Source organism: Lactococcus formosensis, from assembly GCF_037892375.1.
Lineage (GTDB): Bacteria > Bacillota > Bacilli > Lactobacillales > Streptococcaceae > Lactococcus > Lactococcus formosensis.
Window position 1 is genome coordinate 1075469 of the sequence record NZ_CP141721.1, and the last position, 16613, is coordinate 1092081.

General features: G+C 38.4%; 16 protein-coding genes. 11 read left to right on the top strand and 5 right to left on the bottom strand.

The annotated features are described in order from the left end of the window. Positions 1-59: 59 nt before the first annotated feature. The 8 genes from ftsA to ileS all read left to right on the top strand — a co-directional run bounded on the left by ftsA (position 60) and on the right by ileS (position 9109). The gene (ftsA, locus tag VNN39_RS05245) at positions 60-1421 is read left to right on the top strand and encodes a cell division protein FtsA (protein WP_017369101.1); all 1362 of its coding nucleotides are present in this window, start codon (positions 60-62) and stop codon (positions 1419-1421) included. Positions 1422-1449: 28 nt separating this feature from the next. After that, positions 1450-2724, top strand: coding sequence for a cell division protein FtsZ (gene ftsZ, locus VNN39_RS05250; protein WP_339006945.1), 1275 nt, complete (start codon positions 1450-1452; stop codon positions 2722-2724). Continuing rightward, positions 2724-3395 carry a YggS family pyridoxal phosphate-dependent enzyme gene (locus VNN39_RS05255; RefSeq protein ID WP_338996902.1) on the top strand — a complete coding sequence of 224 codons (672 nt, stop codon included), beginning with the start codon at positions 2724-2726 and terminating at the stop codon, positions 3393-3395. The genes ftsZ and VNN39_RS05255 overlap by 1 nt, the downstream gene beginning before the upstream one ends. 40 nt (positions 3396-3435) lie before the next feature. Beyond that, entirely contained in the window at positions 3436-4014 is a 579-nt protein-coding gene (locus tag VNN39_RS05260; RefSeq protein WP_017369098.1) for a cell division protein SepF, read from the top strand. 6 nt (positions 4015-4020) lie between these two features. Further along, complete coding sequence (locus VNN39_RS05265; RefSeq protein WP_003133468.1) at positions 4021-4266, top strand: YggT family protein; 246 nt, start codon at positions 4021-4023, stop codon at positions 4264-4266. After that, on the top strand, positions 4263-5060 hold the full coding sequence (locus tag VNN39_RS05270; protein WP_213496893.1) for an RNA-binding protein: 798 nt from the start codon (positions 4263-4265) through the stop codon (positions 5058-5060). Before VNN39_RS05265 ends, VNN39_RS05270 begins: the two co-directional genes overlap by 4 nt. A gap of 26 nt (positions 5061-5086) precedes the next feature. Continuing rightward, on the top strand, positions 5087-5929 hold the full coding sequence (locus tag VNN39_RS05275) for a DivIVA domain-containing protein (RefSeq protein WP_213496895.1): 843 nt from the start codon (positions 5087-5089) through the stop codon (positions 5927-5929). A 393-nt stretch (positions 5930-6322) separates the two neighbouring features. Continuing rightward, the gene (ileS, locus tag VNN39_RS05280) at positions 6323-9109 is read left to right on the top strand and encodes an isoleucine--tRNA ligase (RefSeq protein ID WP_339006947.1); all 2787 of its coding nucleotides are present in this window, start codon (positions 6323-6325) and stop codon (positions 9107-9109) included. A gap of 58 nt (positions 9110-9167) precedes the next feature. Here ileS and VNN39_RS05285 read toward each other — a convergent pair whose 3' ends face one another. Further along, positions 9168-9284 (bottom strand): DUF4044 domain-containing protein, encoded by a 117-nt coding sequence (locus VNN39_RS05285; protein WP_004259413.1) that lies wholly within the window; start codon positions 9282-9284, stop codon positions 9168-9170. Positions 9285-9345: 61 nt separating this feature from the next. Then, entirely contained in the window at positions 9346-9528 is a 183-nt protein-coding gene (locus VNN39_RS05290; protein WP_165713933.1) for an SPJ_0845 family protein, read from the bottom strand. A gap of 182 nt (positions 9529-9710) precedes the next feature. Here VNN39_RS05290 and tuf point away from each other — a divergent pair, with 182 nt between their 5' ends. After that, entirely contained in the window at positions 9711-10898 is a 1188-nt protein-coding gene (gene tuf / locus VNN39_RS05295; RefSeq protein ID WP_017370373.1) for an elongation factor Tu, read from the top strand. Positions 10899-11021: 123 nt separating this feature from the next. On the opposite strand, the gene VNN39_RS05300 is transcribed toward tuf, so the two are convergent. The 3 genes from VNN39_RS05300 to VNN39_RS05310 form a co-directional block, all read right to left on the bottom strand. Next, positions 11022-11366: a DUF1831 domain-containing protein gene (locus VNN39_RS05300; RefSeq protein ID WP_213496901.1), complete on the bottom strand. Its 345-nt coding sequence runs from the start codon at positions 11364-11366 to the stop codon at positions 11022-11024. 3 nt (positions 11367-11369) lie between these two features. Beyond that, positions 11370-12488, bottom strand: coding sequence for a cysteine desulfurase family protein (locus VNN39_RS05305; RefSeq protein WP_338998094.1), 1119 nt, complete (start codon positions 12486-12488; stop codon positions 11370-11372). Between the two features lie 739 nt (positions 12489-13227). After that, positions 13228-14193 carry a ribose-phosphate diphosphokinase gene (locus VNN39_RS05310; RefSeq protein WP_017370369.1) on the bottom strand — a complete coding sequence of 322 codons (966 nt, stop codon included), beginning with the start codon at positions 14191-14193 and terminating at the stop codon, positions 13228-13230. A 481-nt stretch (positions 14194-14674) separates the two neighbouring features. Here VNN39_RS05310 and VNN39_RS05315 point away from each other — a divergent pair, with 481 nt between their 5' ends. Continuing rightward, entirely contained in the window at positions 14675-15616 is a 942-nt protein-coding gene (locus VNN39_RS05315) for an ABC transporter substrate-binding protein (RefSeq protein ID WP_338996913.1), read from the top strand. Further along, positions 15594-16613, top strand: coding sequence for an iron ABC transporter permease (locus VNN39_RS05320; protein ID WP_338996914.1), 1020 nt, complete (start codon positions 15594-15596; stop codon positions 16611-16613). The genes VNN39_RS05315 and VNN39_RS05320 overlap by 23 nt, the downstream gene beginning before the upstream one ends.

Sequence of the window (16613 nt, forward strand, 5' to 3'; positions counted from 1 at the left end):
GTGTAAACTCGATAAATTGAAAATATGAATTGTGATATGTGAGGAAAGGGGTCGCTTTTATGCTAAAAAGTGGACTTTATACGGGCGTTGACATCGGTACGAATACTATCAAAGTGTTGGTTGCAGAGTACGTCTCAGATGAAATGAATATAATTGGCGTTGGAAATGCAAAATCTGACGGCTTAAAAAATGGAATTATTGTAGATATTGAGAAGGTGGCAACAGCTTTACGTAAGGCTGTTAATGCTGCTGAAGAACGTGCAGGGATTACGATTGACAAAATTAATGTCAGTATTCCTGCCAATCAACTCGAGATGGAAAATTGCCAAGGCATGGTTCCAATTATCGGGACTTCAAAAGAAATTACAGAAGATGATGTAATGCAAACTGTGCAAAATGCATTGATGCGTGGTGTAGTACCTGAACGTGAAATAATCTCTGTAGAGACAACTGAGTTTACAGTTGATGATTTTACAGGAATTTCTGATCCTCGTGGGATGTTTGGTGTACGTTTAGGTATGCGTGGTATTATTTACACAGGTCCAAAAACATTAGTACATAACATTCGTAAAGTTGTGGAACGTGCTGGATTGATTGTAGATAACCTTGTAATTGCTCCACTTGCCATGAGTCACTATGTTCTTTCAGAAGGAGAACGTGAGTTTGGTACAGTAATGATTGATCTTGGCGCAGGCCAAACAACAGTTTCAGCTGTTCGTGATCAACAATTGAAATTCGCACATACAAGCCCAGAAGGTGGTGATTATGTGACACGTGATATCTCTACGGTTCTCAATACTTCATTGAGTGAAGCAGAAGATTTGAAACTGAACTATGGTGAAGCAAGTACAGAACGCGCCAGTCAAGAAGAGTATTTCCCGGTTGACGTCGTTGGTCAAGCAGACCCAGAAGAAATCACAGAATATTATCTTTCACAAATCATTGAGGCACGCTTAACACAGATTTTTAGCCGTGTGAAATCAGATTTGGAGAACACACGTTCATTGGACTACCCTGGTGGTATTGTGGTACTTGGTGGAGCTGCGGCAATGCCTGGTACAGTGAATCTTGCAACAAAAGTAATTGGCATGAACGCGCGTCTCTTCGTACCAAGCGAAATGGGCTTGCGTAATCCAGCTTTTGCTCAAGTAATCAGTGTTGTGAACTACGTTGGTGAACGCACAGATATTGATCGACTTGTATCACAAGCCATCGCTTCTGATAGCACATATGTTGCCCCTGTTGCACAGTACGAAGAACCTGTTCTTCAAACAACAGATACAATGGATTATGAAGAAAATAACTTCTATCCAACAGAAGCTCCAGCTCGTCCAGTTGCTCAACCAGCAGCTGAACCTGAAGAAGAAAAAGAAGGTGTTGTGGATCGTATGCGCAACATGTTCTCAAACCTTTTTGACTAAAACGACTTAATAACGGAGAAATAAAAACATGGAATTTTCATTTGATACAGAAATCGCTCAAGGCGCTGTAATTAAAGTTATCGGTGTTGGTGGCGGCGGTGGTAACGCAGTTAACCGCATGATTGAAGAAGGCGTTTCTGGCGTTGACTTTATCGTAGCTAATACAGATGTACAAGCTTTGCGCAGTTCAAAAGCAGATACAGTAATCCAGCTTGGCCCTAAGTTGACCCGCGGACTTGGTGCAGGTGCACAACCTGAAGTTGGTCGTCGCGCAGCAGAAGAATCAGCAGAAACAATTGCTCAATCTTTTGAAGGTGCAGATATGGTCTTCATCACTGCAGGTATGGGTGGTGGAACAGGAACAGGTGCTGCTCCCGTAATCGCTCAAATTGCAAAAGAAATTGGTGCTTTGACAGTTGCAGTTGTCACTCGTCCATTTGGTTTTGAAGGTTCGAAACGTAGCTACTTCGCAACTGAAGGTATTGAAGACCTTCGTGCAAATGTAGACACATTACTAATCATTTCAAACAACAACTTGCTTGAAATCGTTGATAAGAAGACACCTTTGACAGAAGCCTTGCGTGAAGCAGACAATGTTCTCCGCCAAGGTGTCCAAGGCGTTACGGACTTGATAACAAACCCTGGTATGATTAACCTTGACTTTGCTGACGTGAAAACAGTTATGGCGAATAAAGGGGATGCTCTTATGGGAATCGGCGTTGCAACTGGGGAAGATCGTGTCATTGAAGCAACACGTAAAGCGATTTACTTACCATTGCTTGAAACAACGATTGAGGGTGCTGAAAATGTCCTCCTTAATGTTACAGGTGGTATGGACATGAGCCTTATTGAAGCACAAGATGCTTCAGAAATTGTTATTCAAGCTGCAGGTAATGATGTGAACATCTTATTGGGAACATCTATCGATGATTCACTTAGTGATGAAATTCGTGTTACTGTTGTAGCAACAGGTGTGTCACAAGATGCAACTGAGGAATACTTGGGAACATCTACAACACCAGTTGTAGAAGAACCACGTCGCCAACCTAATTTTCAACACACTTCGATGAAACAAGCGTCAGTGCCAACTTCACGTCCAGCACAGGCTTCAAAACCTTCACAAGTACAACAAGCTCCTGCACAAAAATCAGGATCTGCTTTTGGTGATTGGGATCTTCGTCGCGACGCTTCACCACGTCAAAACGGAAACCAAAACCGTGAAAACTCATCAAATGTTACAAGCTTCTCAGGTATCCCATCAACAGATGAAGATATCGATACTCCACCATTTTTCCGTAAATAATGAGTATAGCAGAAAATGTTGAAAATATTTTGAACAAGGTAGATGTAGCAAAAGCTGCATCTTCTTATTCAAATCAAGACGTTCAGGTGATTGCTGTAACCAAATATGTTGAGGCTGAAAAAGCCGCACAAGTAGTTGAAGCAGGTATTCATCATTTAGCAGAAAATCGTACAGATTTATTTCTTGAAAAATATAAGGCTCTTGAAAATAAAGATATCACTTGGCATCTTATTGGCAATTTGCAACGTCGTAAAGTAAAAGATGTCATTAATTTAGTGGATTACTTTCATGCTTTAGATTCAGTCAAACTTGCCAAAGAAATTGAAAAACGTGCGGAACATCCGATAAAGTGTTTCCTCGAAGTCAATATCTCAGGTGAAGAGACAAAACATGGATTTGCGCCAGAAGACATAGATCAAGCTTTAGCAGAAATTTCACAGTTAGATAATGTGGAAATTGTGGGCTTGATGACGATGGCGCCGATTGATGCTGATAATGAGCAGTTGGATAACATTTTCGCTTCGATGAAGCAATTGCAAATCGAAATCGCGGCTAAAGGAATTACTAATATTCCTTGTACTGAATTGAGTATGGGAATGAGCCGTGATTATACAAGAGCAATTCAACAAGGAGCGACCTTTGTTCGAATTGGTACAGCATTTTTTGAATAAAATTTGTATAGAATCTTAAGCATTGAAAACGGAGGGAAGTATGGCCTTAAAAGATCAATTTGATAAATTAAAAAAATTTTTCGAAGAGGACGACGATGAGTATGATGAACCCGTTGTAGCGGCACAAAAGCCACAAGCACAACCGCAAAAGTCTTCAACAGTAAATACAGAAAAGAGTCCTGTAGGTGCGAACCGTCCGGTTCAACCCCAAAGACAAGCGCAAGCAAAATCAACTGCTAAACGCCCAGTACCCTTTTCTTCCACAACTAATAACACTAAAACAACAGAGAAAAAAGTTCAAAAACCTATGATGAATCAAGCCACAACAAATGCAGGACAAGTTATTGCCATCAAAGAGCCACGTGCCTATTCTGATATTATGGAATCTGCGCGTATCGTTAAAAATGGAGAGTCAGTTTTGGTTAACTTCAAATTTATGCCAGATAACCAAGCACGACGCTCAATTGATTTTTTGACTGGTGTTGTATTTACACTTGATGGTGATGTTCAAAATGTTGGCGGACAAATTTTCTTACTCACACCGGCGAATATCACAGTTGATGCTTCCCAAGAATTAAGTATCTTGGCAGGGCAAAACTTTGAAAACTTCGATATTTAATAAACTATGATTATATATATTTTAATTCGACTAATTGGTCTTTATACTTGGGTTTTGGTAGCTTATGCTTTGATGAGCTGGATTCCGAGCCTTTATGATACAGCTGTAGGGCGGTTTATCGTCAAAATTTCGAGACCTTATTTGAGCTTGTTTGAAGGTATACCTTTACGTTTTGCAGGGTTAGATTTTACAATCGTGCTAGGTGTGATTGCTTTGCAAGTTATTCAACAACTTCTTTTACGCTTCTTATGAGTTATGAAAATATATATCAACACTTTCATCCTGATGAAAAGCAATTTATTGATCGCGTCTTAGACTGGATGGATCGTGTGGAAAACAATTATTCTGTAGTTACTACTTATTTTCTAAATCCTAGAGAAGTTGAAATTCTCGAGTCTTTAGCAAATAAGCGGGAACTTCAGATTTTTTCTACTCAAGATATTGCCCAGACCGAACTAACTAAGATTATTATAGCCCCTGAATTTTATCAATTAGATGAATCTGATTTTGATTTAGCACTGTTAGAAATTTCCTATGCCAAGAAATTTTATCAACTTAAGCATTCCCAGATTTTGGGAAGTTTCTTAGGACAAACGGGAATCCGTCGTTCAGAAATTGGAGATATTGTTTTAAACGAGGGAAGAGCACAAGTGTTTGTTTCTAAACATCTTCTTGAAATCTTTCAGAATAATATCGAAAAAATTGGTCCTGCCCCAGTGAAATTTGTGGAAAAAACATTGGAGGAATTGATAAAAACAGAAGACAACTCTGTTATAAAAGTTATCTTAGTTTCGAGTTTACGCATTGATAAGATTATTGCAAGCACTTTCGAGATTTCTCGCAATCTAGCTGTAAATATGTTACAATTAAGAAAGGTAAAATTAAACTACCTTGAAATTGAAAAGAAAGATTTTCCTGTTGAACAAGGAGATTTAATCAGTGTTCGTGGTCTAGGTCGCATTAAAGTATTAAAGATATTAGGTGAGACCAAAAAAGGTAAACAGAAAATCGAATGTGAAATTACTAAGAATCATAAGAAAAAATAGAGTCTCTTGGGAGATTGGAGGTACTTATGGCATTAAACAGTTTAGATGTTCAAAATAAAACATTTAACACACAGATGCGTGGTTACAATAAACATGAAATTGAAGAGTTTTTAGATATCGTTGTTCGTGACTACGATGAATTTGCACAAAAAATTAAAGATCAAGATCGCGAGCTCAAGGACTTACGTGAACGCGTAAAATACTTTGATGATATGAAAGATTCCTTGAATAAGTCAATTGTAGTAGCACAAGATGCAGCAGACAATTTACGTGTTCAAGCACAAAGCGAGTCAAACAGTATTATTGCTGAAGCAAGCCAAAAAGGTCAACTCATTATTGAAGCCGCTAAAAAAGAAGCGGGAACAATCCTCAATCAAGCTTCTGATGATGCGCGTCGCTTGGTCCGTGATACAGATGATTTGAAACGTAAAATGCGTCTTTATCACCAACGTATGACTTCAATCATTGAAGCACAGTTGGCAAGTATTCATTCAGAGGATTGGCAAGATACTTTGGAAACAACCTCTTCACATATCACAAATCCTGAAGAAAAGCTCCAAGAAATTGTGGATATGCAATTAAGCGGAACATCTTTGACAGGAACCAAAGGTCAGGGTGGAGCAAGTGTTGAAACTGCTGAGCACGATAAAGAGCCAGAAAAAGCAGCTGAAGTGGAAGAAACAGAAGTGCCACAAACCGTAAAAGAAGTCTTGGCTCCTGCTCTGGAAGAAGAAACTGAAAAAATACCCTCTAAAGAAGGCGAAGCTCCAAAAATTGCAGAAACTGAAAAAAATGAAGAAGCAACTTATCCAGTTTTTCCAGAGATGCAAACAGAAGTTCCAGATGTAGAAAAACCTGAACAAAAATAATCTAATTTTAGGACATGAAAAGAAAAATATATTTACAGCAAGTGAGTGTTGATGAAAGTCTCATATTCCCTGTTTTTCGGCTTATCACCTAAATTATTCTAAGCCCAACTCGAGTAAGTTTAGACGTTGTACACGTTACGTACATTGAGTTCTCACTTTTTGTGAGAAAAATTAAGGTGGTACCACGGTCTTTCGTCCTTTTGCGAAAGACCGTTTTTTATTATCATTCTTTCCGCTTTAGCGGATTAGAATGATAATACGCAGGGAGCGAAGCGAGTTGTGAACCAAGAAACTTTCTTTCCGCTTTAGCGGATTAGAATGATAATACGCAAGGAGCTAATGATTAAGAGCTACTGGTAAATAAATAGAGTTTAAAAGGAAGGTAAAAAAATTATGAAAATTAAAGATACTTTGAATTTAGGGAAAACGGCTTTCCCGATGCGTGCAGGACTGCCAAACAAAGAATCAGCTTGGCAAAAAGGCTGGGAAGAAGCAAAGCTTTATGAAGCACGTCAAGAACTGAACGAAGGTAAGCCATCATTTATGTTGCACGATGGACCTCCGTATGCTAATGGGAATATCCACGTCGGACATGCCTTGAACAAAATTTCAAAAGATATTATTGTACGTTATAAATCCATGTCTGGTTTCCGTGCGCCATATGTTCCAGGATGGGATACTCATGGTTTACCTATCGAACAACAACTTTCAAAAGCGGGCATGAACCGTAAAGAAATGGACATGTTAGACTATCTTGAGGAGTGTCGCAAATATGCGCTCAAGCAAGTAGATATGCAACGTTCAGACTTTAAGTCTTTAGGAGTTTTAGCAGATTGGGAACGTCCATATATGACACTTCTCCCAGAATATGAAGCGGCACAAATTCGTGTCTTCGGTAAAATGGCGGAAAAAGGCTATATCTATAAAGGTCAAAAACCAATTTACTGGTCTCCTTCATCAGAAAGTTCATTGGCAGAAGCGGAAATTGAATACCAAGATGTCCGTTCTGCTTCAATCTTTGTAGCTTTCAAAGCAAAAGATGTTAAGGGCTTGTTACCAGAAGATGTAGAATTTGTTATCTGGACAACAACGCCTTGGACATTGCCAGCAAACATGGGGATTTTTGTACATCCAGACTATGAATATTCCGTAGTAGAAGTCGAAAAACGTAAATTTGTTGTTGCTTCAGAAATGCTCAATAAGGTAGCAGAAACTTTAGAGTGGGAAAACCCAACTGTTCTGCAAACACTTAAAGGCTCTGAAATGGATATGATGACAGCTGACCATCCATTTTATGATCGCGAATCATTGATTATGAATGGGGACTATGTCACACTTGAGTCTGGTACAGGTCTTGTTCATAGTGCACCTGGTCATGGTGAAGATGACTACTTCTTTAGTCGTAAGTATAAACTTGAAGTATTATCACCTGTAGATAACCGTGGATACTATACAGATGAAGCTCCTGGTTTAGAAGGTATCTTCTACGATGAAGGAAACAAAATTGTAAGTAAATGGTTAGAAGAAAAAGGAGCTCTACTGAAGCTTGATTTCTTTACGCACAGTTACCCACATGATTGGCGTACAAAGAAACCTGTTATTTTCCGTGCGACACCACAATGGTTTGCATCGATTGATGATTTCCGTGAAAATATCCTACGTGAGATTGAACAAGTGGATTGGATTATTCCATGGGGGAAAACACGTCTTTATAATATGGTTCGTGACCGTGGAGATTGGGTCATTTCTCGTCAACGTGCTTGGGGTGTTCCACTGCCAATCTTCTATGCAGAAAATGGTGAGGCTATTATTACACCAGAAACAACAGAACATGTTGCTCAACTTTTTGCTGAGCACGGTTCAAAAGTATGGGTTGAACGCGAAGCTAAAGATTTGTTGCCAGAGGGCTTCACTCATCCTGGGTCGCCAAACGGTGAATTCACAAAAGAAAAAGACATCATGGACGTCTGGTTTGATTCAGGTTCATCATGGAATGGTGTTCTGAACGAACGTGATTACTTGTCTTATCCTGCAGATCTCTATCTTGAAGGTTCAGACCAATATCGTGGATGGTTTAATTCATCAATCACAACATCAGTTGCTGTTAACGGCATTTCGCCATATAAAGCAGTTCTGTCACAAGGTTTTGTTCTTGATGGAAAAGGACGTAAGATGTCTAAATCTATCGGTAATACGATCTTGCCTTCAGATGTGACAGGGAAATTAGGGGCAGATATTCTTCGTCTTTGGGTAGCTTCTGTGGATACTGAAGCCGATGTTCGTGTTTCGATGGAGATCCTTAATCAAGTTTCAGAAGTCTATCGTAAAATCCGTAACACGATGCGCTTCTTGATTGCAAATACTACAGATTTTGATAAGAATGTACATGCTGTTTCATATGAAAACTTGCGCAGTGTTGATAAATACATGCTTGTCAAGTTCAATACATTGGTAAAATCAGTACGTGAAGCCTATGACTCATACAACTTCATGAGTGTTTACAAGCAAGTGATTAACTTCTTGACCAATGATTTGTCTGCTTTCTATCTCGATTTTGCTAAGGATGTTGTTTATATTGAAGCAGCAGCTTCTGCTGATCGTCGTTCAATGCAAACCGTAATGTATACAATGCTTGCAGATTTGACGAAACTTTTAGTTCCGATCCTCCCACACACAGCAGAAGAAATTTGGTCATATCTTGAAGCAGAGACGGAAGAGTTTGCTTATCTTGCTGAAATGCCGGAAGTTAAAGATTTTACTGGGGCAGAAGAATTACTTGGTGAATGGGAAGCTTTCCTTGAATTCCGAAATAAAGTACTCAAAGCACTTGAAGAAGCACGTGAAGCAAAACTCATCGGTAAATCACTAGAAGCAAAAGTTACTGTTTATCCGAATGAAGTAGTTTCAAGCCTTCTTGTAAGCCTTGATGAAAATGTTGCGCAACTTCTTATTGTTTCAGAGTTCACTGTATCAAATGAAGCAGTACCAGAAACAGCTGTTAAATTTGACGATGTAGCTATTCTTGTAGAGCAAGCAGCTGGTCAAGTATGTGACCGTTGTCGCCGTACAGATGTTACAGTTGGAACAGATGAAAATGAACATCTACATGCCCTTTGCTCAAGCTGTGCTACAATTGTAAAAAATGAATTTCCTCAAGTATTAACTGAAGGATTTGAATAAGATAAAAAGCTTGGCTCGCCAAGCTTTTTATAATATAAAAAACTGCTTCAAGCAGTTTTTAAAATGCAGATAGTGCCATAGCTAAGGAGCTAAAGACAATGAGTAGAAGCATTGCAACGACAACAACCATTGTCACTTTTTGAAAAGTCGATTTTTGTTTCTTTTTGTAAGCCATAGTTTCCTCGTTATTTATTATTCTCAATTCTATTCTAGCAGTAAATCAGTAAAATGTCACACTATTTACCAGAGTCTGCTTTTTCGGATTTTGAAGTATCTTTTGGTTCTAAGAATTTTGCAAATGGATCTTCTTGTTTATCAGATTTTTTTATTACTTTATCAGTATCTAAATCCCCAGTTGAGACACCTAAATCATCCATCATTTTATCGAAATCATCACGTTTTCTAAAAGTTAATCCCATATCGACATTACTCCTTATCATTTTTTATATATTTTACTACGAAAAGCCAAAAAAAGCCAGATAAATAGCAATAAAGTTTGCAATTACAGCGAAAATCCAGTATAATGTTAAGGAACGGTAGTTTGTGTAATGGCACTGCTACCTATAAAAAATATATTTTTTCTCAAAGGAGACATTTTAAAATGGCTAAAGAAGTTTACGACCGTAGCAAACCGCACGTAAATATTGGTACTATCGGACACGTTGACCATGGTAAAACTACCCTCTCAGCTGCAATCTCTAAAGTATTGTCTGACAAAGGTTACTCTAAAGCGACTGATTTCGCAGCTATCGATGCTGCACCTGAAGAACGCGAACGTGGTATCACTATCAACACTGCTCATATCGAGTACGAAACTGATAAACGTCACTATGCCCACATCGACGCTCCAGGTCACGCGGACTACGTTAAAAACATGATCACTGGTGCTGCCCAAATGGACGGTGCGATCCTCGTTGTTGCTGCAACTGACGGACCAATGCCACAAACACGTGAACACATCTTGCTTTCACGTCAAGTTGGTGTTAAATACCTCATCGTATTCCTTAACAAAGCTGACCTCGTTGATGACGAAGAACTTATGGAACTTGTTGAAATGGAAGTTCGTGACCTCTTGTCAGAATACGACTTCCCAGGTGACGATACTCCAGTAATCGCTGGTTCAGCTCTTGGTGCTTTGAACGGTGAACCTCAATGGGTTGCTAAAGTTGAAGAACTTATGGATATCGTTGACGAATACATCCCAACTCCAGAACGTGACACTGACAAACCATTGTTGCTTCCAGTCGAAGACGTATTCTCAATCACTGGTCGTGGTACAGTTGCTTCAGGTCGTATCGAACGTGGTACTGTTAAAGTCAACGACGAAATCGAAATCGTTGGTATCAAAGAAGACACTAAAAAAGCTGTTGTTACTGGTATCGAAATGTTCCGTAAAACACTTGAAGAAGGTCTTGCCGGCGATAACGTTGGTGTACTTCTCCGTGGTGTTCAACGTGATGAAATCGAACGTGGTCAAGTTATCGCTAAACCAGGTTCAATCACTCCACACACTAAATTTGAAGGTGAAGTTTACGTATTGAGCAAAGAAGAAGGCGGACGTCACACTCCATTCTTCGACAACTACCGTCCTCAATTCTACTTCCACACAACTGACGTTACTGGTTCAGTTAAACTTCCAGAAGGTACTGAAATGGTAATGCCTGGTGATAACGTTCACATCGACGTTGAACTTATCCACCCAGTTGCGATCGAACAAGGAACTACTTTCTCTATCCGTGAAGGTGGACGTACTGTTGGTTCAGGTATCGTAGCTGAAATCAAAGCATAATTCATAAAGAATTATTGAAGTAATCTTACTTCCTAAAAACCTCACAGTTTGTGAGGTTTTTTTGTAACGATTTTCTTCAAGGGTGGGAGATATAAAAAAACTCCTATTAGGATAGGGAGTTTTTTAGGCTTTGTTTTTAATAAAAATGTCACGATCAACAAAGGTATCCATTTGGAAATAAAATTTTTCTTGGATAATTTCGCTGGCATTTTTAAAGATATTCACATTGCGTAATCCTGATTTATCAGTAACTGATAGTTTAAAGCCTGTTAAATCAGGGTTAATAATAATTTTAAGGAGGAAGCCTTGACCAGAATTTGGAACTTCTTCAAGTATACGTTTAAACTCAAAGTTTCCGATATTATTTTGAGAAAAAGTTGTGTCTTTGAGTGTAAATTTTTTAACTTTTGGCGATAAGGTATAGCTGTATTTACAGCCCTCAAGTTTTTTTTCAGTAATAAAAGCCATCTTTTATAGTGCCCTTTCTTTTAGTGCATTAACAAAATTATTAATTTCTTCTTCAGTATTGAGTTCTGAAAAAGATACACGAATATTTTCTTTAAGTTTTGGTGATTGACTTCCGTACACAGCTTCGAGAACATGCGAAGGATCAACCGTTCCAGCCGTACAGGCTGAACCTGTTGAAATTGCTACACCAGCTAGATCAAGTTTTGCCAGTAATAAATCATGATTTTTTCCTGGAAAGCCGATATTCACAACATGTGGCATACTAGGACCAAATTCGTGTGTGTAGTATTCGATATCTGAAAGATTTTTAAAAAGTAAAGCTCTTAGCTTTTCAACATGTGTATAATTATCATTCATATTATCTGTAGCTATTTGTAGCGCTTTAGCCATACCCAGAAGTGAATGGAGATTTTCTGTACCTGCACGTCGCTTCTCTTCTTGCTCACCACCGTGGATGATACTGTCGAATTGTAAACCAGAACGATGATAAAGGAAGCCGACTCCTTTTGGACCATGAAATTTATGACCACTAGCTGAAAGAAAATCGATTTTTAGCTCTTCTGGATGTACAGGGATTTTCCCCATTGTTTGTACTGAATCAACATGAAAAACAGCTTGGTGATTTTCTAAAAGTTGTCCAACTTCTTTGATTGGAAGCAGTTGACCTGTTTCATTATTAGCCATCATCATTGAAACGAGAATCGTATCTTCCCGTAGTTCGTTTTCAATTAACTGAGCAGGAAAAGAACCATCAGCTTGAGGCTGAACAAAAGTAACGTCAAAGCCATGACGGGTTTTCAAATAGTTAAGTGCGTTAAGTACGGAGGGATGTTCTAAGGCAGTGGTAATAATATGATTCCCGCTTTGACGATGAGCTAAAGCATAACCGACCAAAGCAGTGGAGTTGGATTCGCTTCCGCCGGAAGTAAAAGTGATTGTTCCAGGAGAAACTTCTAGTACTTTGGCCACTGTTTCTCGTGCTTGACGTACGATTTGGCTCGCTTGACGACCAAAAGTATGGGTACTGGATGGATTACCAAAATTGTTAGCAAGAACTTCTGTCATGACATCAACAACTTCAGGAAGTATAGGCGTTGTTGCGGCATTATCTAGATATATAATTTTTTTTTCCTCTCTTTCGAGTTTCTTTCAAAAGTTTTATTTCAAGGGGAGCTAAGGTCATATTGACTCGACCTCTTTCATAAATGCATGTATTTCATTTATATACTCTATACGAAAGCTTAATGACAATCGTAAGTTCCCATTACCTCTATATTACCATGTTTTATATTTTTTTTCTGTAATTTCGAACACTTCTGCTGAATTTTGAGGAAAATGGAGAGTGTTAGTGGAAAAGAGTTACCGAATGCATGATACGATATGAAAAAAGCCACCTAGGCAGAGAGGTGACTTTTTAAAGATGTATTAATTATATTATTGTAATCTGCCTATACCAATTATAACACTGACAAAGGCCAAAGTATAGTTTTTAAAATGATGTGGAGCAGTCTAAACATGGAGAATATAATAAATTTAAATCTGTTGAGTAGTTTTAAAGAAAAGGAAGAAAAAATATAAGGGAAGATACCTCGGCATTAATTGCAATTATTTTAGGGGCGTAGTTCAAGCGTATCAAAAAAGGAGCTCATTGAAAAAGAGGGAGGAGAAATCATCGCCAGCTGTGTTAACAAAAGGTAATGCCATGCGGAAGAAGATATGTTATATTGAATACGGCAAATCAAAATATCGATTAAAATTTCCTGAATGTGAAGTCCCGTCTTGCCAGCGTGGCTTTTTTCATATAAAAAAACCAGCTAAGAGCTGGTTGATGAATGAACTGAAATATTATTCAGAGTAGATTTTAGTCTTGATTTTTATCAAATTTGAAGAGTGGAGATACAGGACGTCCTTCGTGAATACGAAGAATTGCATCTGCCATATGTTTATCTACACTAAGGTATTTTACATTGTTAGGTTTGCGATTTTTAGTCGCTACAGAGTCGGTAACGAGGACTTCGCAAATTCCTGATTTTTCAAGCAAGTCAGCAGCAGTGTTGGTGAAGAGACCATGACTTGCTACAGCGTAAACATCTTCAGCACCTGCTTCACGTACTACAGAAGCAGCATTTGAGAAAGTTACACCTGTGTTGAGGATATCGTCAATGAGAATAACTTTTTTGCCTTCAACATTACCGATGATATATCCATTTTCACGTTTCGCGTCGTCATCTTCATAGTCAACAATGGCAATAGGAGCTTCGAGATATTCTGCAAGGCTACGCGCACGTTTGATTCCTGAGTTTTTAGGAGCAACTACAACAACGTCATCGCCAGATAATCCTTGATTCATGTAGTATTCAGCGAAGAGCGGAACTGTGAAGAGATTATCTACAGGAATATCAAAGAAACCTTGCACTTGAACGGCGTGGATATCTAAAGTGAGTAAGCGATCTGCACCAGCTTTGACGAGCATATCAGCTACAAGCTTGGCTGTGATAGGTTCACGGCTTGATGCAGTTCGGTCTTGACGCGCATAACCAAAGTATGGCATAACGATATTGACAGAATGTGCAGAAGCGCGGACGCAAGCATCGATCATGATCAACAATTCCCAAATGTTATCATTGACGGGACAACTTGTTGACTGGATAATATAAACATCATGATTACGAACACTTTCTTCCATGTTGATCATGATTTCTCCGTCAGAAAATTGTTTTGAAGTCACTTTCCCCAAAGGAACATCCATAATTTTGCTAATTTTTTCAGCCAATTCAGGATTTGAGTTCAGTGAAAAAAGTTTAAGTTGTGCGTCAGAATAAGTCACAGTTTTTCTCCTATAATATTATGATATGTCTATTCTATCAAATTTGAGGGGGATTTCATAGCGCTATTTACGTGAAAGATTTCACGTTACCTGAACAAAGATTATAATGTGGAATTTTATAATATATGGTGTTAAAAATTTAGCGCTGCCTTCTTATTTGGCATGTTGCATAGGATAAGCAAGTGTTTTAGCTACCGAAGTTAAGTGTAGACATGGTAAAATAAGAGGGATATTATGCCTCGAGCTGGCATAAAATAGAAATAATAAAAGAGCAGCAACAATCATGGAATGGGGTGTGATTCCTCAGCAGTCCTTAGTCTACTGTGATGCTATAAGCTAAGCCAGATCTTTGAGTGTTGATGAGTAAATAGAAGCTATCAAGGACTTTTGTTTATTTTTCTTTCTTTTTTTGTGTATTCAAAAATAAGAGAAAAATAAAGTGCCTTGCTTAAGCGAGGCTTTTTTGAATGAGGAGATAAAAATGAAAAAGAAAATATTAACGATAACTGCTTTACTCTTTATAGTAGTCAGTCTATCATCATGTGCCAACAATAATCATGAAACTCAGGAAGCAAACCAATCAAAAGTTGAAATTACAACACCTCAAGGTAAGAAGATAAAAGTTCCGAACAGTATCCAAAGAGTTGTGTCACTTTCACCAGCAGTGACACAAATAATTAATGATCTTGGACAAAAAGACAAACTTATTGCTGTAGATACTCAAAGCCCCAAGTATGTTAGTGGTTTGGAAAAAGTACAACAGACAGATCTGATGAACTTAGATTTCGAGAAAATAATGGCGCTTAAGCCAGAGCTTTTATTTGTAAGTGATTTGACTATGTTTCAATCGGAAGATAAAATCAAAAAACTGCAAGATAAAGGAACGGCAGTTGTTGTCCTGCCCACAGAAAAGAACTTTAAAGAAATTGAAAGTAATATTTGTCTTGTGGCAACAGCCTTAAATCAAAAAGAAAAAGGGGAACAACTTGCTGGTCAGATGGAAAAAGACATCACTGCTTTTAGAGAACAAGCAACACGAATAAGACAGAAGAAAAGAGTATTGTTTGAAATTGCGGCCTCACCAGAAATTTATAGCATGGGGAAGGACACTTATGTCAATGAAATGATTGAAACGATTGGAGCTGAGAATGTTATGGCGAAAGAAACAGGAGCCATAAAAGTTTCAGAAGAAGCAGCAATCATGTCCAATCCAGATGTGATATTGACCAATGTAGAATATGTTCCAGATCCTATTCATGATATTCTTAAGATGAAAGGTTGGGAAGAAGTTAAAGCTGTAAAAAATAAAGCTGTGTATTCTATTGATAACGAAAGAAGTTCACTCCCTAATCAACATATAGTACAAGCAATGAGAGAAATGGCAAAAGCGGTATATCCTGATGAATTCAAAAATTTCAAATAAGAAGAGAGTGAGTCTTATTGTTCTACTTTTAGGACTTTCCTTACTCGCAATGTTTCTTAGTCTTCGTATAGGAAGTGCTCCGATATCAGTAGGCGATTTAGTGAATATTATGATGGGGAGAGGTGATAGGACTGCATCACTTTTACAAAGTATTCTTCTCGAAGTGCGCATGCCACGAATTTTACTTAGCTTTCTTGTTGGTTTGGCTTTAGGGGCTAGTGGAACAGTGATGCAGTCTCTTTTGCAAAATCCCTTAGCTTCGTCATATACTTTAGGTGTCTCGTCAGGTGCTTCATTAGGTGCCTCAGCCGTGATGTTATTAGGTATTAATTTTATGAGTACATCAGTTATGATGAGTATTGGTGGCTTTTCTCTTGGCCTTTTGACAGTTTTTGTTGTTTTACTCTTTGCCCAACAATTTTCTCAAGCATTAGACAACCAGACGATCATCTTGGTAGGGATGGTACTTTCATTATTTATCAATTCTTTTTTTACTTTATTGATGACTTTTTCGCCAGATTATATGCAGCGCATTATTTTCTGGCAATTGGGCAGTTTTTCAGGAGCTTCTTGGGAAAATGTTAAGCTCTTATCCCTGACTTTTATCTTTAGTTTTTTGTGCTTGATTTACTTTCATCGAGAAATGGATATTTTGAGTTTTGGTGATGTCTTTGCTCTGAGTCAGGGGGTGGAAGTCAAGCGTACGAAAATTATCTTAATTGGCTTATCAACTTTGCTTACAGGAGCTAGTGTAGCCTTGACGGGAGTGATTGGTTTTGTAGACTTGGTTGCGCCTCATGTCGCTCGACGAATGTTTGGTGCGACACATAGATGGGTTCTACCAAGCTCAGCACTTGTAGGAGGTTTGCTTTGTGTTCTTGCAGATACTGTAGCAAGAAGTATTCTCCAATCAAGAGAATTACCAATAGGAGCAGTAACAGCGCTAATTGGTGCACCGTTCTTTTGTTACATTTTCTTTAGAAAAGGACAAGTATGA

Coding starts and splice junctions, on each gene's coding strand:
- ftsA (WP_017369101.1), top strand. CDS start 60: ATGCTAAAAAGTGGACTTTATACGGGCGTTGACATCGGTACGAATACT.
- ftsZ (WP_339006945.1), top strand. CDS start 1,450: ATGGAATTTTCATTTGATACAGAAATCGCTCAAGGCGCTGTAATTAAA.
- VNN39_RS05255 (WP_338996902.1), top strand. CDS start 2,724: ATGAGTATAGCAGAAAATGTTGAAAATATTTTGAACAAGGTAGATGTA.
- VNN39_RS05260 (WP_017369098.1), top strand. CDS start 3,436: ATGGCCTTAAAAGATCAATTTGATAAATTAAAAAAATTTTTCGAAGAG.
- VNN39_RS05265 (WP_003133468.1), top strand. CDS start 4,021: ATGATTATATATATTTTAATTCGACTAATTGGTCTTTATACTTGGGTT.
- VNN39_RS05270 (WP_213496893.1), top strand. CDS start 4,263: ATGAGTTATGAAAATATATATCAACACTTTCATCCTGATGAAAAGCAA.
- VNN39_RS05275 (WP_213496895.1), top strand. CDS start 5,087: ATGGCATTAAACAGTTTAGATGTTCAAAATAAAACATTTAACACACAG.
- ileS (WP_339006947.1), top strand. CDS start 6,323: ATGAAAATTAAAGATACTTTGAATTTAGGGAAAACGGCTTTCCCGATG.
- VNN39_RS05285 (WP_004259413.1), bottom strand. CDS start 9,284: ATGGCTTACAAAAAGAAACAAAAATCGACTTTTCAAAAAGTGACAATG.
- VNN39_RS05290 (WP_165713933.1), bottom strand. CDS start 9,528: ATGGGATTAACTTTTAGAAAACGTGATGATTTCGATAAAATGATGGAT.
- tuf (WP_017370373.1), top strand. CDS start 9,711: ATGGCTAAAGAAGTTTACGACCGTAGCAAACCGCACGTAAATATTGGT.
- VNN39_RS05300 (WP_213496901.1), bottom strand. CDS start 11,366: ATGGCTTTTATTACTGAAAAAAAACTTGAGGGCTGTAAATACAGCTAT.
- VNN39_RS05315 (WP_338996913.1), top strand. CDS start 14,675: ATGAAAAAGAAAATATTAACGATAACTGCTTTACTCTTTATAGTAGTC.
- VNN39_RS05320 (WP_338996914.1), top strand. CDS start 15,594: ATGAATTCAAAAATTTCAAATAAGAAGAGAGTGAGTCTTATTGTTCTA.